Genomic DNA, 20,254 nt, shown 5'->3' on the forward strand with positions numbered 1-20,254 from the left:
CAACAGTAAGCGAGCGGAAATATGTGGGTTGGCATTATTAGCCTGTTTCCTGAAATGTTCCGAGCGGTCACTGATTTTGGAGTCACGGGCCAAGCGGTAAAAAAAGGGCTGTTAAACGTCGAAACGTGGAATCCGCGTGATTTCACTCAAGACAAGCACCGCACGGTTGATGATCGACCTTACGGCGGTGGCCCCGGTATGTTGATGATGGTTGAGCCGTTGCGCGATGCTATTCACGCTGCCAAATATGCCGCAGGCGATAAAGCGAAAGTGGTTTACCTCTCTCCGCAAGGGCGCAAGCTCGACCAAGCGGGGGTTGAATCACTGGCGAGCAATGACAAACTTATTTTGATTTGCGGCCGGTATGAAGGGGTAGATGAGCGCATTATTCAAACCCATGTAGACGAAGAATGGTCAGTGGGAGATTTTGTGCTCAGTGGGGGCGAGCTGCCCGCAATGACGCTGGTGGACGCGGTTGCTCGGTTTGTACCGGGTGTACTCGGCGACATGGCGTCAGCAGAGGAAGACTCCTTTGCTAACGGGTTGTTAGACTGTCCACACTACACACGTCCAGAAGTGTTAGACGGGTTGGGGGTACCAGAGGTGCTAAAATCCGGCAATCACAAGGACATTCGTCGCTGGCGATTAAAGCAATCGCTAGGTCGCACTTGGCTACGACGACCAGAGCTCCTGGAAAACCTAGCTCTGACTGACGAACAGGAATCACTACTTGCCGAGTTCATAAAAGAACACCGTGCAAGTGCCGAATCAAATTGAGTTTCAGTTTATTCTAGGGTTATAAACAATGAGTAACATCATCAAGCAGCTCGAAGAAGAGCAAATGAAAAAAGACCTGCCTGAGTTTCAAGCAGGTGACACTGTCCTGGTACAGCTTAAAGTAAAAGAAGGTAACCGTGAGCGTCTGCAGCCATATGAAGGTGTGGTTATCGCTAAGCGCAACCGTGGTCTACACACTGCATTYACCGTACGTAAAGTATCAAGCGGTGAAGGTGTAGAGCGTACTTTCCAAATCCATTCGCCAGTTATCGACAGCATTACTGTTAAACGTCGCGGTGCAGTACGTCGTGCCAAACTGTACTACCTGCGTGAGCGTTCTGGTAAGTCAGCTCGAATCAAAGAGCGTCTTAACAAGAAGTAATCGCCCTCGGCGTTTATTGCTCAAAAAGCCCGTCCACTTGGACGGGCTTTTTTAATGTCCTCAACCGCGCAACCGCTCAACCGTGCTTACAACCGTTTACTCGGCCATGCGACCACTCACCGACAAAGCAGATGAATGTGGCGGCTATGTCGGCAAAATGGCATCTGTACCCTACTAAAAGACTGGCAGCTTAGCCGCTAACGACATGGAGAACAGTGATGTCCTGGTTTTTATTATGCGTGGTGACCTTGATTGTGGGCTACTTCACTTACGGCACCTTTATTACCAAAATTTTTGGGCCTAAGCCGCAAAAAGCGACACCGGCCATGAGCATGAGCGACGGCGTGGATTATGTGCCGCTGTCGGACAAAAAAATTTACCTGATTCAGCTTTTAAATATTGCTGGATTAGGCCCCATCTTCGGCCCGATTCTCGGTGCCTTGTACGGTCCTGTGGCCATGTTATGGATTGTATTTGGCTGCATTTTTGCGGGGGCCGTGCATGACTACTTCTCGGGCATGTTGAGTGTTCGCGCCAATGGGGCCTCCGTGCCTTCTGTGGTCGGTGAGCATCTGGGTAACTTCGCTAAACATTTTATGAACTTCTTTGCGGTGTTGCTCTTGATGTTGGTGGGCGTGGTATTTGTACTCGGTCCCGCCAAGTTGTTGGGTAGCCTGTCAGAAATGAGCGTGGCGATGTGGGTGGGGATTATCTTTGCCTATTATGTGCTGGCAACAGTGGTACCCATTGATAAAATCATCGGCCGTTTTTATCCCGTGTTTGGTGCCTTGCTTGTCTTTATGTCGGTGGGCTTGATTATCGGCTTGGCTGTGAGCGATCACAGCTTCTACAGCCAAGGGCTAGACTTTGCGACTAACTTCCACCCAACTGATCTACCACTGTGGCCATTGCTGTTTATTACTATCGCTTGTGGAGCAGTATCCGGTTTCCATGCTACCCAGTCGCCATTGATGGCGCGCTGCATGCAAAATGAAAAGTCAGGGCGTTTTATCTTCTACGGCGCGATGATCGGTGAAGGTGTGATTGCACTTATCTGGTGTAGCCTGGGCTTGAGCTTCTATGAGTCGAGTGAGGCGCTTAATCAAACGCTGGCTAACGGTGGCCCGGCTGCGGTGGTGCATGAGGTTTCTACCTCACTACTTGGCACCGTCGGAGGCATTATGGCGGTCTTGGGTGTGATTGTGCTGCCGATTACCTCAGGTGATACCGCTTTCCGCTCTGCGCGTCTGATTATCGCCGACTTTCTGAAAATTCAGCAAAAACCGATGGTGAAGCGGTTGATGATTGCGGTCCCCATGTTTGTGATCGGTTTTTTGATCACCAAGGCAGAGTTTGGTGTGATTTGGCGTTACTTTGGCTGGGCCAACCAAACCACCGCGATGATCATGCTGTGGGCCGCGGCGGCTTACCTGATTAAACGCGATAAGCTGCACTGGGTATGTACGATTCCGGCAATGTTTATGACCGCCGTGACCGTCACTTACTTGGCCAATGCTGAAATTGGGTTTAGCCTGCCGATGAATATCGCCACCATGATTGGCCTGGGGGCGACCATTGCGGCCACTATTGCTTTCTTTGTGGGATACAAGCCTAATCCACAACTGATCGCGGATGAGAAGTGATTGCCACGCCATCAGGGCCTGCCGCCTTGGTTAGCGTCGATTGATTGTTATCTAAATGATTGGTCTTACGGCAATATCTGCGCAAATACGCTAAGATCTAAGCCTCAGCTTTTGCTGGGGCTTTTTTACGTAGGGTGAGGGGTAAGCATGATAAAAACATTTTTTTCATTATGGGTTGTCGCATTGTTGGTCGGATGCGCCGCATCGACCACCCAGGGCTTGGTCGGTGAACAGAACTGGTATGGGCTTGGTGAACAAGACGGGCAGCGGGGGCTGCCTCAGCGCTCACTGAAAAATTTGCAGACTCTAGCCAGTCAAGCCGGTGAGCGCATGAACGCCAATTATCTCGATTATGAACAAGGCTATCTTCAGGGTATAGATGCCTACTGCGATCCTACCCATGCTTACCAATTAGGGTTGGATGGCAATCCCTATATGGGTGTGTGTGAAAGTCGTCCTGGCTCTCAGCGCTTTAGAATGGAATGGCAGCGCGGCTATAACGACTTTCAAAACCAAGCCAACGGGCTTTTTTACTAGCGCCCGGTAAGCGCGGGGGTTACTGGCATAGCCCGAGCTTATCTTTTAATGATTTGAGATAACGACGGCTGACAGGCACCACATACGCCGATGTGGTGACCACTTCGGCGAGGCCATTGTCGAGCAGCTGGATTTCGCGGATAGCAGCAGGGTGTACCAAGTATTGCCGATGACAGCGTATCAGTGGTGTTTTGTCTTCCAGAACTTTGAGTGATAAGTGCGTGGTCGATTCGCCTTTTGCGGTGAGCAGGGCGACGCCACTTAAGGCGGTACGCGCGACCTCAACCTCTTGGTGCGGGATCAGAGTAATCCGGTTATGTCCGGCGCAAGGGAGTAAATCCAATGTGGGCGTGATCACTTGGTAGTCGTGTTTCTGGCTCAGCTCACGGGTGAGCTTTTCCAGTGATTTTTTCAATCTCTCAGTTTCGACGGGTTTGAGCAAATAGTCGAACGCATTCTCCTCGAACGCTTGCACCGCGTATTCATCATAGGCGGTGACAAAAACCACTTTAGGCATGGTGTCGGGGTCGAGCATCGCGAGGAGCTCTAAGCCGGTTACGCGTGGCATCTGAATATCTAAAAACACCACATCGGGGCGGCTTTGGTTGATGGTTTTTAGTGCGTCGATGGCATTGTTGCACTGTCCAACCACCTCAACGCCGCCAAGCGCGAGTAGCTCATCTTCCAAGGCTTCACGTGCATGAAGCTCATCATCCACAATCAGTGCCTTTATCATCCCTGTCTCTCCTTGTTGGGCATTTGATAAGTTAAGGGCAGAGTGACAGTTGCCCGCGTCCACATATCGGGCTGACAGGTCATTTTTAGCGCATATTGGCCACCAAACAGACCGCGCACGCGCTTGTCGACAATCCGCATCCCAAGTCCTGAGTGCTGTGCCGCCGGTTGATAAAGTCCAGCATTGTCTTCCACTTGTAAATACAGGCATTCGCCTTCTTGCCAGCCACGGATCACAATTTTACCGTCTGCCATCAATTGGCTGATCCCATGTTTCACCGCGTTCTCAACCAAAGGTTGTAAGGTAAAACTTGGGATCACTGCGTGCAAGATAGCCGGATCAACCTGCTTTTCAACACGCATACGGTCGGCAAAGCGGGCATGTTCGAGTTCTAAATACGCATCAAGGTGATTCAACTCTTGCTCAAGCGACACCGTCTCGCGATTTTGCTTGAGGTTACTGCGAAAGAAGGTGGATAAGTGCTGGATTAACTGGCGAGCACGTTCCGGCTCACGCTTAACCACCGCACTAATGGTATTTAAGGCATTGAACAAAAAGTGCGGGTTCACTTGGGCGCGTAACAAGTTTAACTCAGCTTGGGTGAGCAAGCTTTGTTGACGCTGATAACGGCCCGTCAAAATCTGGTTGGAGAGTAATCGTGCGATCCCCTCACCCATAGTGACATTAATGGCAGAAAAGAGCTTACGTTTCGGCTCATAAAGTTTCACCGTGCCTAGCACATAACCATCGCCGCCGCGTAGCGGGATCACCAGCACGGAGCCGAGCTTACAATAAGGCGACAATGAACAGCAGTAGGGCGTGTCGGCACCATCAATATAGATGAGTTGGTCATCGGCAATCGCGCGCCGGGTGTAATCTGAGGCAATGGGTGTACCTGGCAGGTGGTGATCATCGCCAATACCAGTAAAGGCGAGGATTTTTTCGCGATCGGTAATCGCGACGGCCCCGACCCCGGTCTCTTGTTGAATAATGGCGGCGACTTGTTCACTGCTTTGCTGATTAAAACCGCTACTTAAAATACCGACCGAACGTTCAGCAATTTTTAGCGCCTTACTGGAAAACGCCGCTGAATAGCGTTCGAACAGGGTTTTGCGGTCGACAATAATGCTCATAAACATCGCGGCGCCAATAGAGTTAGCAATCACCATGGGGGCGGCAATCGCGCTAACCAGCTCATACGCGCGGCTAAAGGGTTCAGCGACCGCGAGAATAATCGCCATTTGCACCAGCTCGGCGACAAAGGTCACCCCCAACACCACGGTAGGGGAAAATAAACGGCTGGTTTGGTTGCGGGACACTAAGTAGCGGTGCATTAAGCCACCAATCAAACCTTCGGCAGTGGTAGAAATGGCGCAAGCGAGATCGGTAAAACCGCCTAAGCTATATCGATGCAAGCCACCGGTTAGCCCTACCAAAAATCCCACGACCGGCCCGCCCAGTAAGCCGCCCATTACTGCGCCGATAGCGCGAGTATTGGCAATCGCATCTTGGATACTTAGGCCAAAATAGGTGCCGAGAATACAAAACCCAGAGAAGAGGAAGTAACAAACGATCTTATGCGACAGCCGCCCAGAGATACTCAGCAGCGGCATAAACGCCGGCGTTTTACTCAGCAAATAGGCAATCACCAGATAAACGCTCATTTGCTGCAAGAGGGAAAGAACCAGGGCCATAACCACCCACACAAAAATCACGGATAGGTTATAGTAACGGTTGGTCGTTTAAGACTCTATGATAATCTATTTGTAAACTTAATATTACACGGTAAATAAAATGGTACACTCCCTATTGCTTTTAAAATAGAGCCTGATATTGTCTGTGTAAAACCTAATGAACAAGTTAAGGCAAGGCTATGCAGCAAGATTCGGTGACCAATGTCCATATCCGCGATGAGCAAGTTCTGCTCACGCCAGAAGCACTTCGCGCGCAATTTCCGATTGAAAAAAGCACCCGTGCGGCGATCAGCCAAGCGCGCCAAACCGTGGCGGATATCATTCACAAACGCGATCATCGCTTACTCGTGGTGTGTGGCCCTTGCTCGATTCATGATGTGGAAGCAGCAAAAGATTACGCGCGTCGCCTGAAAGCCTTGTCGGATGAGTTGAGCGATCATTTGTTTATCGTGATGCGGGTGTACTTTGAAAAGCCACGCACCACCACAGGTTGGAAAGGGTTGATCAACGATCCCCATCTGGATGGCAGCTTTGATGTCGAATCAGGCTTAAAGCAAGCGCGTGGTCTGCTCACAGATTTGGCGCAAATGGGGATCCCGCTGGCCACCGAAGCGCTGGATCCGATTAGCCCGCAATACATTGGCGATCTGTTTAGCTGGGCGGCGATTGGCGCACGTACCACCGAATCACAAACCCATCGTGAAATGGCCAGTGGCCTGTCGATGCCAATCGGCTTTAAAAATGGCACGGATGGCAATTTGGCCACCGCCACCAATGCGATGAAAGCCGCTGCATCTGGGCACCGGTTTATGGGGATCAACCAAGCCGGGCAAGTGGCATTGCTGAATACCCAAGGAAACCCGAACGGCCATGTGATCCTGCGCGGCGGCAAGCAAACCAACTACGACTCAGTCTCCGTCGCTGAATGTGAGCAGCAAATGGAGGCCGCGGGACTGAACCCGTCCCTGATGGTGGATTGTAGCCACGCGAATTCACGTAAAGATTATCGTCGCCAGCCGCTGGTAGCGGAAGATGTGATCCATCAAATCAAACAAGGTAACCGCTCTGTGATTGGCTTGATGATTGAAAGTCACCTCAACGCTGGTAACCAATCAGCGGATCTGCCGAAAGATGAAATGGCATACGGGGTATCGATCACTGATGCTTGCATTGATTGGGCGTCTACCGAACAATTGCTGCGTCATGCTCACCAAGAGCTGGCAACCTCTCTTCAACAACGTATTCAACAGGGCTAAATCATGGTGGCAGAACTGAGCCGACTGCGCGATCAAATAGACGATGTCGATAAACAAATGGTGAGCCTGCTCGCGCGCCGTTTAGAGCTGGTAGCAGAGGTGGGAGAGGTAAAAAGCCAGCATGGCTTGCCCATTTATGCACCGGACCGTGAAGCGGCGATGCTCGCTTCGCGTCGTCAAGAAGCACAGTCGCAAGGCGTGCCACCGGATTTAATTGAAGATGTGCTGCGTCGTACCATGCGCGAGTCGTACAGCAGTGAAAACGACTCTGGCTTTAAGTGTCTAAAACCGGATTTACGCCAGATTGTCGTCATCGGTGGTAAAGGACAGCTAGGTGGTTTGTTTGCGCGCTTGTTTGCGCTTTCTGGTTATCAAGTCACGGTGCTGGATAAAGATGATTGGGAGCATGCCGACGCCCTGCTGGCTGACGCGGGTATGGTGGTGGTGTCGGTGCCGATTGACGTCACGGAAGCAGTCATTAGTAAACTGACCCAGCTGCCAGACGATTGCTTATTAGTGGATCTCACTTCCGTCAAATCAGGTCCGCTACAAGCGATGTTAGCCGCGCATTCAGGGCCTGTGGTCGGGCTGCACCCGATGTTTGGCCCAGATGTGGCCAGCCTTGCCAAGCAGGTGATTGTTTATTGCGATGGCCGACATCCTGAGTCATACCAATGGCTGCTCGAGCAATTTCGTATCTGGGGCGCCGGGTTAAACCGGATCAGTGCCATTGAGCATGATGAAGGCATGACGTTGATCCAAGCGCTGCGCCACTTTACGTCGTTTGTTTACGGCGTGCATCTGGCAGAAGAAAACCCCAACCTCGACCAGCTTACTGCGCTAAGCTCACCGATTTATCGCTTAGAGCTTGCCATGGTGGGGCGCTTGTTCGCCCAAGATGCGGGTCTGTATGCGGATATTATTATGTCCTCACCGCAAAACTTGGCGATGATCAAGCGCTTTTACCAGCGTTTTGGCGAAGCGATTGATTTGCTTGAACAGCACGACAAAGCCACTTTTGTCGATGCGTTTGCGCAAGTGGAAAACTGGTTTGGCGATTATGCCCCACGCTTTTTACAAGAAAGCCAAGGCCTGCTGCGACAAGCCAACGACGCCACCCATCGCACCGCGACCTAGCTAAGGCTAACCGTTGTAAGGGGATAGATGGAGAGCCGCACAGATAAAACGAGATAGCGTGTATACCAAGATGATGGGCTAAGAACTGGGTCGCATGGATGGTATAATAGGCTGTTTTTCATCAGGTTTGCATACTGAAAAGCGCGCTTTTGTTGTAGAGTAAGCGGATTAAAAGTGTTATTTCGTTGCTCTAGTCGATATGTGCGGTTGTTGCGCGTTTGAGTCTAGAGCTGCAGTCGAAAGCGCGTTAGAACTATCGTTGCAGAGCCTATGATTTAGGGATATAGTTATTAAGCGGTTGGAAACAATCTATGGTGTGCTGCCTCATTGCAGTGCACTGAGCGCGGAGCTCTTTCCGCCGCCTTCCCTCATATTCTCCTTCATAGACACTCTCTATTAACTTAGGGACTCGTCAATGTTTTTGTTGTACGCAGATGAATCCGGCACGCCAGGTGGCGCAGACCAAGAGCATTTTGTTCTTGCAGGCTTTAGTGTGTTTGAACGCTCAGCACATTGGCTTTCTCTTGAGTTAGACAAAATTGCGGCAACCTTTAATCCACAAGATCCACATTCTGTTGAACTGCATGGCGCGCCAATGCTTGCGGGCCGAGGTTTTTGGCGGAAGTTTGATAAAGAGTTACGTCTAGAAGCGATCAAACAGGCACTTAACTTAATTGATGGGCGTAAGTTTAGAATATTTGCCTCGGTTGTAAGAAAAAGTGCCATCTCTCCAAATGATCCGGTGCGTTATACCTTTCAACAAATTGTAACCCGCTTCGACCACTTCCTAGCCAGACAACATGTTCACTTCAATAATACTCAAAGAGGTTTGATTCTTTTTGACAAGAGCAGCAAAGAAGCACCGATTCAGGCGCTGGCTAAAGCGTTTAAACTCGATGGTCATGACTGGGGGCGGCTGAGGAATATGGCAGAAGTCCCTGCCTTTATCGATTCTGAAGCAACAAGATTGATTCAACTCGCGGATCTGATTGCTTACGCGTTGTTTCGTTATTACGAAAAAAAGGACGGTCAGTTTTTTGACCTTATTGAGCGAAAATTTGACTATTTTGGGGGCGTTCAGCACGGACTTCACACGGTGGTTTAAGCGATATGATAATGATTAAAGCGGCAAAAGCCCACATCGTGGGCTTTTGACGTTAATGGCTACTCGTGATTGTCCGGCAGGGATACCTCGGTGGGGGAAATGGTCTCTGACGGGTAGCAGCCGAGCACTTTTAGATAACGGGTCAGGGTAGTGAGCTCGTCTAATGCGCTTTGCATTACGTCACTAGCCATATTGGCTTCAACATCGACGTAAAACATCTCTTCCCAGGGGTTGCCGAGCACGGGGCGGGATTCGAGCTTGGTCATATTGATGCCACGCTCGCGCAGTACCATTAAACACTCCACCAAGGAGCCAGCTTGCTGCGAGGTCGACATGATAAAGGTGGTCTTGGCAGGGGTCAGTGATGATACTTTAACCGGCTTGCGGGCCACCACAATAAAGCGGGTGTGGTTTTGCTGTTGGTTGGCTATCTCGCTCTTAATCGCGGTTAAACCGTAAAACTCACCGCTGGCGGCGTGGCCAATCGCGGCCACATTGGGTTGGTTGAAATCCGCCACTTGTTGCATGGCCTCAGCGGTGCTGGAGCAGTAGATTTTCTTCACGTTACCCAAGGTTTCTATGTATTCGCTGCATTGCTGGTGCGGCTGCGGGTGGGCATACAAGGTATCAATTTGGCTTGGGTCTTGGTCGCCGACAGTCAGCAGGCAGTGGTCGATAGGCAGCGTAAGCTCACCGACAATCGATAAACGCGTGTGCTGCAGCTGATCGTACACTTCGTTGATTGAGCCAGAGCTGGTGTTTTCTACCGGTAAGATACCGTAGTCGGCATGGCCAGTTTCTACCGTTTCTACCACCTTTTTAAAGCTGTCACAGGCCATCTCCACCAGTTCGGTTTGCTTGCGGCTAAAGTACTGGCGCGCGGCGAGATAGGAGTATGAGCCTTGGTTACCTAAGAAAGAAACCCGTGCCACTGGACGTTGATTGTCTGGGTTGGCCAGGTTTTGCAGGTAGCGCTGCTGAATCAGCACCGAGTCTTCGATAATGGTGTGAAACAGACTCAGTACATAGTGAGCATCGAGCTGGTGATCTTGCGCTTTGGTCACCAGTTTTTCTAATAAGGCTTGTTCACGGGCTTGATCGCGAATCGGTTTTTGCACGGCGACTTTGTTTTTGGCGACATCTAGGCTTAAGCGACGGCGCTCGGCCAATAGCGTCAGCAGCTCTTGATCAAGCTGGCTTATTCGCGTGCGTATCTCATCCAGTGGGCGTGGTGTGTCTGGCATACATTATCCTTGTTCTAATACAAAAAAACCTCCCGGTTGGGAGGTTAGTGCGCCAGGCTGATTAGGCTTAGCACGCTTCCTCCCGCGTTGGCGAGATAAAAAAGAAGCGAAAAAAACGAACGAGAATCAGCATTGGGCGTTGTGTTGTTATGTTTGCGTATGGATTAACCATATGGGGCGCAGGCAGGCGTGTCAAGGATCAAAAAGCCCCGCGAGGGCGGGGCTAACATGTTTAGCGAGTTAGGTGTTGCGCTGAGGGTTAGATTTCCTCATCGGCTGGATTTTCTTCCATCGCAACCGTCGCGGCTGACTTATCGTTACGGCGCGCTTCGCCTTTGTGTTGGACCTTATTCAGTTGCTTCTCGAGTTTTTGGCCCACCTCGTTAATCGCTTTGTACATGTCGTCGCTTTCGGCAGAGGCAACCAGTGTTGAACCTGGTAGCCCAGCTTTGGCTTCTACTTTGAACTGGTGGTTTGGCTCCTTACTGATCACAGCATGAGGATTGATGAGTGCCACCTGCCACTTGGCCAGCTTTTCAAAGCGGCTTTCGATGCGCTCACGGATGGCGGGAGTGATTTCGATGTTTTTGCCTGCAATTTCCACTCTCATACTCTTTCCTCTTTGTTCCCCTGTATTAGGTTCATCTTCAGATTACCGCTTTTCAGTATTGATAACGTGACTTAGCTCATGTTTAAAGGGGGGAAGGATATTGATAGGAGGATCTGTGAGCACTTGCGAATCCTGATACCGAAAAGGGCGGAAAAGCCTTGAACTCACTGATAAAAATGCTACCTTGGGAGAGGTCACGGATGCTGATTCACCCGCCGGTCAGGGGCGCGTCGCGCCTATGTATTTCCCTACCTTTTACCTGTGGTTAAAAATGTGCCACAAATCTGCTGGTGCTTTTGGGCGCTTGCGGTGCTGCGACAGAGCTTAAAGCAACGTGGGCATAAAAAAGGCGACCAAGTGGGCCGCCTTTGACAAGAACTCAAAGAGCGCTTGATTAGTTATTAGCGTGTAGATCGTGGTTGAGCTCAACCGCACTTTTGTTGGTTAAACACTCAACCGCACCTGTTTTAGAGTTACGACGGAACAGCAGATCGGCTTTGCCCGCCAAATCACGCGCTTTGATGCTTTCTACGGCGTTGCCGTCGGCGTCGAGCATAGTCACTTTGGTGCCAGCGGTGACATACAGCCCTGACTCGATGGTGCAACGATCGCCGAGTGGGAAGCCAAGACCCGCGTTGGCACCTAATAGTGAATTCTCGCCAATCGAAACGACAATCTGGCCGCCGCCACTTAACGTACCCATAATCGATGCACCGCCGCCGATGTCGCTACCTTGACCGACCATCACACCTGCAGAGATTCGACCTTCAATCATGCTCTTGCCTTCGGTGCCGGCATTAAAGTTAATAAAGCCTTCGTGCATTACTGTGGTGCCTTCACCGACATGGGCGCCCAAGCGAACGCGGGCGGTATCGGCAATACGCACACCGGCAGGTACCACGTAATCGGTCATTTTCGGGAATTTATCCACGCACTCAACGGTCAGTGTTTCGCCTTTCAAACGCGCTTCCATTTGGCGCTCAGATAGCTCAGGCAAGTCAATCGGGCCTTGATTGGTCCAAGCAATGTTGTGCAGCAGGCCAAAGAGCCCTTCTAGCACCACACCATGTGGTTTCACTAAGCGGTGCGAGATCAGTTGTAGCTTCAAAAAGCCTTCTGCAACCGATGCAGGCTTGCTGTCATTTTCGAGGATCACCAGCACCAGCGGCTGTGTGGTTTGTTGAGCCTTGCTGGCAAAGTTAGCTGCCTCTTGCGCGCCAGCGGCGGCGAAGGCTTCACTGATTGCAGCGCAGGTTTCTGGTGCAATCGCTAGTACCTGATTACCGGCGCTATAATCGGTTAGCGCACTTAAGGCACTCACCAGATCATCACTAGGATTAAGCAGGGGCGCTGGGAAATAGGCTTCAATGATTTTACCGTCCTGGTTTTGAGTGGCGGTACCAAGTGCCAAAGCAAAGCTTGCCATTGGGGGAGATCTCCTTGTGTCGTTGGGCTTAAAACATCAAACACTTCATCTTAAAGACAAGCGGCGGTGGTTGGAAGCGCTTAACGGCGGGTGAAAGAAAAAATGCTTACAGGTCAGCGCACCGATTCACATTGATGCATAGGCGTCAGGAGACAGGCATAAAAAAGCAAGCCAAATAGGCTTGCTCTTTCGCGGATATTAAAAGGGTCAGCAATCACAACATTAGGCCGCGTCGGCGTCTTTGTCGTCACTATTGGTGTCCGCTTTGGTCTCGCTTTTAGCCGGCTTTTTCTTTGCCGCTTTACGTTTGGCACCCAGCGCTTCGAGGACGGAGTCTTTGTGTTGAGCAAGGTATAGCGACAAGGCTTCACGCTTTTCTTCGTCGTCTACCAGTTCGCTCTCTCCAATCAGATCGAACATCGCATCCGCCATATCTAACATTTTGTCGTAGGCGTCGGCTTCGGCTTTGGAGGTAAATGTCATCTTTTCTTCTCCCTCGCGTTCGACCACGTACTTGACGATAACGGCCATAATTACCCTCTCTTCGTTGATTCACTGTCTTTTTATACAGTAGGATAAGGGCCATTGTCCACTGACCCTGCCATGATTGTGACATGAGAGAAAAATTTAGCACCATTTATCAACGTGCCGCTGAGCGTAAAGGCGGTCAACGTGCGTTAGAGCATATGCTGGTGGCGCCGCTTGAACATGATGCCTTGTGTGAGATACCGGATGATCGCTGGTTAGCGGCGTTTAGTCAGAAGGTGTTTCAATCGGGCATTAGTTGGCAGGTCGTGCGTAAAAAGTGGCCCGGATTTGAAGAGGTGTTCTGGGGCTTTGATATTGAGAAAATGCTGCTGATGCCGCCGGAAATGTGGGAAGAAAAAGCCACCAACCCAGCGATTATTCGTCACCTTACCAAGGTGATGACGATTCCGCACAACGCGGAAATGATCCACCGCGTGCAGCAATCGCACGGCAGTTTTAGCCAGTTTGTCGCCGATTGGCCCAGCGAAGATATTGTTGGTTTATGGCAGTATTTAAAAAAGCACGGTAAGCGATTAGGCGGTAATACGGGTGCTTATACCTTGCGCCGAATGGGCAAGGACACCTTCTTGTTCACCCGCGATATTGAGCACTATCTGCGCGCGACTAAAATCGTTGATAGCGGCCGAGAGACCAAGCGGGCGATGCAAGCCGCGCAACAGGCATTTAATCAGTGGCAGCAAGAGTCGGGCCGTTCACTGAACCATATCAGCCAGCTGATTGCCTTCAGTGTGGGTGATAACCGGGTTTAATCGCTCAGCGATTTGCTGTGCTATCACACAGTTAGCAAGTCGTGTGCAAGGTCGCAGCGTGTCGGTGGCKGTTTGCGCTTATCACGGCAATCGGCCACAATCGATGCCAGTTATCTTTCCCATGTGAGCGCCTTGTGTTTACTGTTTATCACTCTAATCAGCTCGAACTGTTGAAATCGCTGTTGGTCTCTCTGATCCAACAGCGACCGCTGTCTGACCCTTTTCAAAAAGAACTTATTCTGGTGCAAAGCCCCGGCATGGCGCAGTGGTTAAAAATGGCACTCGCTAACGAGCAGCAGATTGTCGCTAATGTCGAATTCCCGCTTCCCGCTACCTTTATCTGGCAGCTATTTGTGCGAGTGTTGGATGGTGTGCCTGAGCGCAGTGATTTCAATAAAGAGGCGATGACATGGAAGCTGATGGACATCTTACCCAGCTGTCTGGATGAGCCTGAGTTCGCTGATTTAGCCGCGTATTTAGAAGATAGCCAGGATCAGCAGCGTGCTTATCAGCTGGCCGAAAAAGTGGCCGATATTTTCGATCAGTATTTGGTCTATCGCCCCGAGTGGGTGCTGGCATGGGAGCAAGAGCAACCGGTGCCCGAGCTTGACGATGTGCAGCCTTGGCAGCAAAAACTGTGGCGTCGCTTATACGATCACACCTTGGCGTTGGGTCAGTCGCCTTATCATCGCGCCAACCTGTATCAAGAGTTTATCGACACCTTAACCAGTCATCAGCACAAACCTGAAGGGCTTGCTGATATTGAGCGGGTCTTTGTGTTTGGCATCTCCGCGCTTCCACCACGCTATCTGGATGCGTTGCAAGCCCTAGGTGAGCATGTGGAGGTGCATTTTATGTTCACCAATCCATGCCGTTATTATTGGGGCGATATTCGCGACAAGCGCTATCTGGCTAAACGTGCCGCATTGGACCGCGATAAAATCAGCCGAATTGAAGACATCCCCGCCGACAGCCAATTGGCACTGGGGCTTGATGAGCCCGAGCACGGTGAAGTAGGGAATAGCTTGCTGGCGTCGATGGGAAAACTGGGACGCGATAACTTACTGCTGCTCTCGGAAATGGCTTGTAATGAGATTGATAGCGGCTTTGTCGAGGTCAACCGCGATAATCTCCTGCATCATCTCCAAGCCGATATTTTGGATTTGAATGAGCCGGGCGATCCCAAGCAAACCGAGACCAGTGCGGCGAAAACAGAAATCGAACCAGACGATGCTTCCATCGCTATCCATGCCTGTCACAGCCCGATGCGCGAAGTCGAAGTGCTGCACGATCAGTTACTCGCGATGTTTGAGGCTAACCCATCACTGAGCCCCCGCGATGTGATTGTGATGGTGGCGGATATCAATGCCTACAGCCCCGCCATTCAAGCGGTGTTTGGTAATGCGCCTCGCGAGCGTTTTATTCCGTTTTCCATCTCAGATCGCAGCGCCGATCAAGAAAGCCCGGTGTTAGCCGCGTTTTTGCGTCTGCTCACCCTGCCCGATAGTCGGTGTAGTGCGGCGGAGCTGTTGGAAATTCTTGAGGTGCCGGCGGTATCGCGCCGTTTTGCCATCGACAGCCAACAGTTTGATCAGATTAAGCAGTGGGTGGAAGAAACCGGTATTCGCTGGGGGCTTGATACCCAAACCGCCAGCCAATTTGCCTTGCCCGAACAGTATCAGAATACCTGGCTATTTGGCTTGAAACGTATGTTACTCGGCTACGCGATGCCGAGTGAGGCAGGGCTGTTTGCAGACACCGTGCCTTATGATGAAGTCCAAGGACTTAATGCGGAGCTGGCGGGGCGTTTAGGGTTGTTTATCGACACATTAATTTACTACCAGCAGCAACTGGCGATTGAATGCGATGGCAAGGCCTGGGTGGCGCGGTTGACCCAAATGCTGGATGATTGCTTCGCCATTGAAGGCGATGAAGAGTTAGCGGTCAAATTGATCCGTACTCAGTTAGACAGTTGGCTAACGCAGCTCAGCGATGCCGCCTTTACCCATATGCTAACCTTGCCCGTGGTGCGCGATTACTTTAATGGTCGCCTCAATAACGAGCGAGTTAGCCAGCGCTTTTTGGCCGGCCAGGTCAACTTTTGTACCTTGATGCCGATGCGCTCCATTCCCTTTGATGTGGTGTGTCTGCTTGGGATGAATGATGGCGTGTACCCGCGCACAGTGCCCAGTGTCGGCTTTGATTTGATGGTCGGTCGCACGCGGGCGGGAGATCGCTCGCGCCGTGACGATGATCGATACCTTTTTTTAGAAGCGTTGCAGTCAGCACAGCAGCGTTTGTATATCAGTTATGTCGGTCGCTCAGTGCAAGACAACAGCTTAAAAGTCCCATCGGTACTGGTCACCGAGTTGCTTGAGTATTGCACTCAGGGCTACTGTTTGGCCGGTGACGGCGACTTACCCGAAGCGCAGTCACGCCAGCAGTTGGAAGAAAAACTTATCCAGTTCCATCCGCTAACGCCCTTTAGCCCTGATGCCTTTTCCGGTGCTGGAAGTTATGCACAAGAGTGGCTACCAGCTGCTCAAGGACAAGGGACGCAACTGCCGGCATTTATTGGCGATGCGTTAAGCCCTGATCCCGACAGTCACCAGGATCCTGTGATTGAGTTGGCTGAATTGCAGCGCTTTTGGCGGTTGCCCGTGCGCTATTTTTTCCAACGCCGCTTGAAAGTCTTCTTTGAGCAGTTAGAAGCGCCGCTAGAAGAATTCGAACCCTTTAGTTTAGATACCTTGCACCGCTTTCAGCTGCGTGATCAGCTGTTAGCGCACTTTATTGAAACCGATGACAGCTCCCAAAGTGTGCAGGATTTTATGGCCCGACAGCGTGGCCAGGGCAAGTTGCCTTTGGCGTACTTTGGCGAATTGACCTTGGATACGCAAGTCACGGTGATCCGTGATATGTACCAACGTTTAACGCCTTTGCTCGCCGCGCCGCGCCCCGATCTTGAACTAAATTTGACGCTCACCACCGCGCTAGGCGAGGTGCAACTGCAAGGTTGGCTTAATCGGCGTTATCAAGACAGCTTGGTGCGCTTTCATTGCGGCGAGCTGACCGTGCGTCATCAACTTGCGGTATGGATCGATCATTTATGCCAATGCGCGATGGGCGAAGCGGTGCCGAGCACGTTGGTGGGGGTGAAAGAAACCATCGAGTTTTCCCCACTCAGCAAAGGTGACGCGCTTGCACATCTACAAGCCTTGGTTGAAGACTATCAAAATGGCCTGAATCAGCCGCTTACTTATCTGCCAAGTACGGTCGGGGCCGGGATAAAAGCCCGAGATGGCAAAAAAGGCTTTGATAACAGTGACACCGGCCAAGACAAAGCGCTAAAAGCCATGTGTGATGCCTTTGTCGGGGGCTTCAATCCTGGTGAAGTACAAGATCCTTACGTATACCGTGTTTGGCCGCAATGGCGTGAAAGCTTTGGCCAAGCCCTGTTAGCAACAGGCGACCGTCACTTAATGCCGATGCTAGCGCAGCGACAAAAACACTAATACTCAGCGAATCCTCCTCATGTGAGTCAGCGGCCTCTGTCTCCCCCCCCCATCTTCTCCCTGTAGCCAAGTTGATGCTTGGCTTTCTATTGTGCGTCGATTGTCGTCAAAAGTATGACGAGTGACCCGGTTGCATATTCAACCCCTTTATATGAATTTATACTCAATGTAATGCCTCGAGTATTATAGGAGAGTGAGCGAGAGGTGCGTCCATATTTCTGCGCGTCGAGTGACAGTTGTTACCAATTTGTTGGTTAAAGATTGCGCACCGTGCGTCTCGTTAGGGCTCAATCTATTTGGGGTCTAAATATTTTTCAAACGATCATTTGAATGGCTAACTTTGACAATAATTCCATTTAAAACAATTGTTTGTTGTTTTTATATTTGTTAGTGGACGTATTATTCATATGGTTTTTTAGGCTTCTTTTGATGTTTTTTATTTGAACGTGTAATTAACTTAACGCACAATGTCATCGAAAATTCACATAACAAACCATGAAAAAAAGGAAGTGCCTTCATGCATAAATTCTCAAAAAGCGCAGTGGCAACCTTAGTCTCTGGCCTTTTGCTGGGTGCCTCAGCGCACGCCGACGTGAGTATTACTCAAGGCAAGACTGCGATCCCCGATGGCGAGGCAACCCACGCGCAAGACATCACGGTGAAGAACGAGCATGTCGCGTTCGCATTGGCGGTTGAGTCTGCGCCACCGTGGGGCGTGCCACGTGGCACCTTGGTGGATCTTGCGGCGGTGAAAAATGGCAAAATTGATCTAGACCGAGTCGCTTTTGCAGATTTCATCCCCAACAGTTGGTCAGCTTGGCCAAATGATCGTAAGTCGATTGATATTGTTGAAGACAGCGATGAAAAAGCGGTGATCAAAGTGAGCCGTAACTTCGACAAGGTCGACATTACCACTTGGTATACCTTGGAAGCTGGCTCTGATTCGATTGGGCTGAAAACCGTAATGACCAACCAAGGCGAAGACGATCTTGAGCTGGAATCAGGCCACACAATCTGGCCGGATACGGGTTATCAGTTCGCGGTGCCGGGCCTTGAAGGCAATGAAGAAGCGATGGCCGATAATGCCCTTGCCGATCGCATGGTCGCCTATGATCGTGATTGGGCCTTCGCACTGCATGCGCCTTATTTTGACCGCATCAAATACAATGGCCGCGATATGTATTTGGGCCACACGCTGAAAGCCGGTGAGACCCGTACCTTTGACTCAAAGCTGCAGGTTGTTCCTAACGGCGATATGGCACCGATTGTCAAAGCGGAAGCTGAGCGTCATGGCGAAGCAACGGGCACCATTAGCGGTCAACTTCGTGCCGACAACGGCAACGTGCCGGACGATGCGATTGTGATGATTGAAAAAGACGGCCACCCTTACGCGTGGACGCTTGCTAAAGATGGCCAGTACAACATGGCATTACCGGAAGGTAAGTACCAAGTGTATGGCACGGCAACCGGGCATGCGAATAGCCAGCCGCAATCTATTACCGTGAGTGCTGACAGTGAGCAGACACTGGACTTCAAATCGCTGAAAAGCCCAGCAACGCTTGCACTTAACGTGGAAGAGGCCGCCTCTGGTGTCGCCAAAGACGCGCGTGTCACTATCATTGAAGGTCAAGCGCCACCGGTTGAGTTCTTGGGTAAACGCACCTTCTTCACTGATTTGCTGCCAGCCGGCCATGCCGAGCTAAAACTGGCACCGGGTGAATACAAGCTGGGCATTAACGCGGGTGCGGGCTTTACTGCAGAATCACAAACCTTGGATGTCACGCTCGAGTCGGGCAAAACTAATCAACAAGTGGTGAAAGTGCCTCAGGTGACTTTCCCGAACCGTAACCACTGGTATGGCGCTGACTTGCACCACCACGGCAATGTGCTGGAAGGGGTAACCCCACCAGAAATCGTGGTGCAGGCTCAGCTGGCAACTGACTTGGATCTGACCTTTATCAGTGATCACGACTCCACCATTAATCACAAAGTCTTTGCTGACTTATCAGCAAAACGTGGTGTGCCTTTCATTCCATCGATTGAGATTTCGCCTTCTTGGGGTCACATGAACCCATTCCCCATCGACAATGGCGCAGCACTAACGGTCGATCCGGGTACTGATGACGTGCATACCTTGATTGATGCTGCACATGACATGGGTGCAGAGGTGGTGCCGATGAACCATCCTTATAACGATTATGGTTATTTCACTAATATCGCCAAAGATGCGGTGCCGGGCGGTGAGACAGACCGTTTCGATCTGATGGAGCTTAACGCTCGCGTTGACAACGAGCCGACCTTGAAAAAGGCGCATGATATGTGGGATAGCGGCGAAGCTATGTACCTCACAGCGGGTACCGATACCCATGATGCGTGGAACCAGCTTACTGGTCGTATTCGTATGATGGCTAACGTTGATGGTGAGTTGACGCCACTGGCCTTTGCTAAAGCGTTAAAAGCCGGTCACGGCTATGCCACTCAGGGACCAATTCTATATCCACAAAACATCATGTTTGGTGAAACCGCCAAGGCAGGTGATAAATGGGATATTAATGTGGTCGCTGCGGATGGCCTCAAAGAAGTGCGCTTAATCGGTCAAGGTGGCGAGGTGCTAAACAGCATCACCATTAACCCCGAAGAGAGCACTCAGCGTCTTGAGCTATCACTGCCTATTCCTGCGGATGCAGAAGGTTGGATCAACCTAGAAGTGGAAGACAAAGATGGCAGCACGGCATGGACCAACCCAGTTTGGCTTCAGTCGTAAACGTCGAGTCTCAATAAACGAACCAAGGCCAGCGATGCTGGCCTTTTTTGATCGTGATGTTAACCGGCGCAGATTGATGGTCTTGGTTAGAATATGTTTTACCCCAAGGGGTTGCTACAATAGCGGGCAG

The 20,254-nt window shown here is 51.0% G+C and carries 16 protein-coding genes; 10 read left to right on the plus strand and 6 right to left on the minus strand.

Annotation, left to right across the window (positions count from 1 at the left end):
* The first annotated feature begins 21 nt into the window (after window positions 1–21).
* The 4 genes from trmD (at window position 22) to BZG13_RS01385 (ending at window position 3,339) form a co-directional block, all read left to right on the plus strand.
* Complete coding sequence (gene trmD, locus BZG13_RS01370; RefSeq protein ID WP_077484430.1) at window positions 22–777, plus strand: tRNA (guanosine(37)-N1)-methyltransferase TrmD; 756 nt, start codon at window positions 22–24, stop codon at window positions 775–777.
* A 28-nt stretch (window positions 778–805) separates the two neighbouring features.
* On the plus strand, window positions 806–1,159 hold the full coding sequence (gene rplS / locus BZG13_RS01375; protein WP_046074125.1) for a 50S ribosomal protein L19: 354 nt from the start codon (window positions 806–808) through the stop codon (window positions 1,157–1,159).
* A gap of 218 nt (window positions 1,160–1,377) precedes the next feature.
* On the plus strand, window positions 1,378–2,802 hold the full coding sequence (locus BZG13_RS01380; RefSeq protein WP_077484432.1) for a carbon starvation CstA family protein: 1,425 nt from the start codon (window positions 1,378–1,380) through the stop codon (window positions 2,800–2,802).
* 147 nt (window positions 2,803–2,949) lie between these two features.
* A complete protein-coding gene (locus tag BZG13_RS01385; protein WP_077484434.1) occupies window positions 2,950–3,339 on the plus strand; it encodes a DUF2799 domain-containing protein in 390 nt (129 codons plus the stop codon).
* Between the two features lie 19 nt (window positions 3,340–3,358).
* On the opposite strand, the gene btsR is transcribed toward BZG13_RS01385, so the two are convergent.
* Entirely contained in the window at window positions 3,359–4,075 is a 717-nt protein-coding gene (btsR, locus tag BZG13_RS01390; RefSeq protein ID WP_077484436.1) for a two-component system response regulator BtsR, read from the minus strand.
* Complete coding sequence (locus tag BZG13_RS01395; protein ID WP_077484517.1) at window positions 4,072–5,769, minus strand: sensor histidine kinase; 1,698 nt, start codon at window positions 5,767–5,769, stop codon at window positions 4,072–4,074. The genes btsR and BZG13_RS01395 overlap by 4 nt, the downstream gene beginning before the upstream one ends.
* 179 nt (window positions 5,770–5,948) lie before the next feature.
* Between BZG13_RS01395 and BZG13_RS01400 the strand changes: the two genes are divergently transcribed.
* From BZG13_RS01400 to BZG13_RS01410, 3 genes are all read left to right on the plus strand, one after another.
* Entirely contained in the window at window positions 5,949–7,025 is a 1,077-nt protein-coding gene (locus BZG13_RS01400) for a 3-deoxy-7-phosphoheptulonate synthase (RefSeq protein ID WP_069363492.1), read from the plus strand.
* A gap of 3 nt (window positions 7,026–7,028) precedes the next feature.
* Complete coding sequence (tyrA, locus tag BZG13_RS01405) at window positions 7,029–8,162, plus strand: bifunctional chorismate mutase/prephenate dehydrogenase (RefSeq protein ID WP_077484438.1); 1,134 nt, start codon at window positions 7,029–7,031, stop codon at window positions 8,160–8,162.
* A gap of 415 nt (window positions 8,163–8,577) precedes the next feature.
* Window positions 8,578–9,267: a DUF3800 domain-containing protein gene (locus tag BZG13_RS01410; protein WP_077484440.1), complete on the plus strand. Its 690-nt coding sequence runs from the start codon at window positions 8,578–8,580 to the stop codon at window positions 9,265–9,267.
* A 59-nt stretch (window positions 9,268–9,326) separates the two neighbouring features.
* Here the strand turns inward: BZG13_RS01410 and pheA are convergent, their stop codons facing one another.
* The 4 genes from pheA to BZG13_RS01430 all read right to left on the minus strand — a co-directional run bounded on the left by pheA (window position 9,327) and on the right by BZG13_RS01430 (window position 13,078).
* Window positions 9,327–10,511 carry a prephenate dehydratase gene (gene pheA / locus BZG13_RS01415; RefSeq protein ID WP_077484442.1) on the minus strand — a complete coding sequence of 395 codons (1,185 nt, stop codon included), beginning with the start codon at window positions 10,509–10,511 and terminating at the stop codon, window positions 9,327–9,329.
* A gap of 259 nt (window positions 10,512–10,770) precedes the next feature.
* Window positions 10,771–11,121, minus strand: a complete 351-nt coding sequence (gene hpf, locus BZG13_RS01420; protein ID WP_046074133.1) for a ribosome hibernation-promoting factor, HPF/YfiA family — start codon at window positions 11,119–11,121, stop codon at window positions 10,771–10,773.
* 394 nt (window positions 11,122–11,515) lie between these two features.
* Window positions 11,516–12,547: a 2,3,4,5-tetrahydropyridine-2,6-dicarboxylate N-succinyltransferase gene (gene dapD, locus BZG13_RS01425; protein ID WP_077484444.1), complete on the minus strand. Its 1,032-nt coding sequence runs from the start codon at window positions 12,545–12,547 to the stop codon at window positions 11,516–11,518.
* A 222-nt stretch (window positions 12,548–12,769) separates the two neighbouring features.
* Complete coding sequence (locus BZG13_RS01430; protein ID WP_077484446.1) at window positions 12,770–13,078, minus strand: YebG family protein; 309 nt, start codon at window positions 13,076–13,078, stop codon at window positions 12,770–12,772.
* Window positions 13,079–13,161: 83 nt separating this feature from the next.
* On the opposite strand from BZG13_RS01430, the gene BZG13_RS01435 reads away from it, so the two are divergent.
* The 3 genes from BZG13_RS01435 to BZG13_RS01445 all read left to right on the plus strand — a co-directional run bounded on the left by BZG13_RS01435 (window position 13,162) and on the right by BZG13_RS01445 (window position 20,124).
* On the plus strand, window positions 13,162–13,845 hold the full coding sequence (locus BZG13_RS01435) for a DNA-3-methyladenine glycosylase I (protein ID WP_069363498.1): 684 nt from the start codon (window positions 13,162–13,164) through the stop codon (window positions 13,843–13,845).
* A gap of 134 nt (window positions 13,846–13,979) precedes the next feature.
* Complete coding sequence (recC, locus tag BZG13_RS01440; protein WP_077484448.1) at window positions 13,980–17,360, plus strand: exodeoxyribonuclease V subunit gamma; 3,381 nt, start codon at window positions 13,980–13,982, stop codon at window positions 17,358–17,360.
* 517 nt (window positions 17,361–17,877) lie between these two features.
* Window positions 17,878–20,124, plus strand: coding sequence for a CehA/McbA family metallohydrolase (locus BZG13_RS01445; protein ID WP_077484450.1), 2,247 nt, complete (start codon window positions 17,878–17,880; stop codon window positions 20,122–20,124).
* Window positions 20,125–20,254 lie beyond the last annotated feature (130 nt).

This window comes from Salinivibrio sp. ML323, assembly GCF_001995745.1.
In the GTDB taxonomy this organism is placed as follows: Bacteria; Pseudomonadota; Gammaproteobacteria; order Enterobacterales; family Vibrionaceae; genus Salinivibrio; species Salinivibrio kushneri.

Coding starts and splice junctions, on each gene's coding strand:
- BZG13_RS01410 (WP_077484440.1), top strand. CDS start 8,578: ATGTTTTTGTTGTACGCAGATGAATCCGGCACGCCAGGTGGCGCAGAC.
- BZG13_RS01395 (WP_077484517.1), bottom strand. CDS start 5,769: ATGGCCCTGGTTCTTTCCCTCTTGCAGCAAATGAGCGTTTATCTGGTG.
- BZG13_RS01380 (WP_077484432.1), top strand. CDS start 1,378: ATGTCCTGGTTTTTATTATGCGTGGTGACCTTGATTGTGGGCTACTTC.
- trmD (WP_077484430.1), top strand. CDS start 22: ATGTGGGTTGGCATTATTAGCCTGTTTCCTGAAATGTTCCGAGCGGTC.
- dapD (WP_077484444.1), bottom strand. CDS start 12,547: ATGGCAAGCTTTGCTTTGGCACTTGGTACCGCCACTCAAAACCAGGAC.
- BZG13_RS01385 (WP_077484434.1), top strand. CDS start 2,950: ATGATAAAAACATTTTTTTCATTATGGGTTGTCGCATTGTTGGTCGGA.
- pheA (WP_077484442.1), bottom strand. CDS start 10,511: ATGCCAGACACACCACGCCCACTGGATGAGATACGCACGCGAATAAGC.
- hpf (WP_046074133.1), bottom strand. CDS start 11,121: ATGAGAGTGGAAATTGCAGGCAAAAACATCGAAATCACTCCCGCCATC.
- BZG13_RS01435 (WP_069363498.1), top strand. CDS start 13,162: ATGAGAGAAAAATTTAGCACCATTTATCAACGTGCCGCTGAGCGTAAA.
- BZG13_RS01400 (WP_069363492.1), top strand. CDS start 5,949: ATGCAGCAAGATTCGGTGACCAATGTCCATATCCGCGATGAGCAAGTT.
- btsR (WP_077484436.1), bottom strand. CDS start 4,075: ATGATAAAGGCACTGATTGTGGATGATGAGCTTCATGCACGTGAAGCC.
- tyrA (WP_077484438.1), top strand. CDS start 7,029: ATGGTGGCAGAACTGAGCCGACTGCGCGATCAAATAGACGATGTCGAT.
- BZG13_RS01430 (WP_077484446.1), bottom strand. CDS start 13,078: ATGGCCGTTATCGTCAAGTACGTGGTCGAACGCGAGGGAGAAGAAAAG.
- BZG13_RS01445 (WP_077484450.1), top strand. CDS start 17,878: ATGCATAAATTCTCAAAAAGCGCAGTGGCAACCTTAGTCTCTGGCCTT.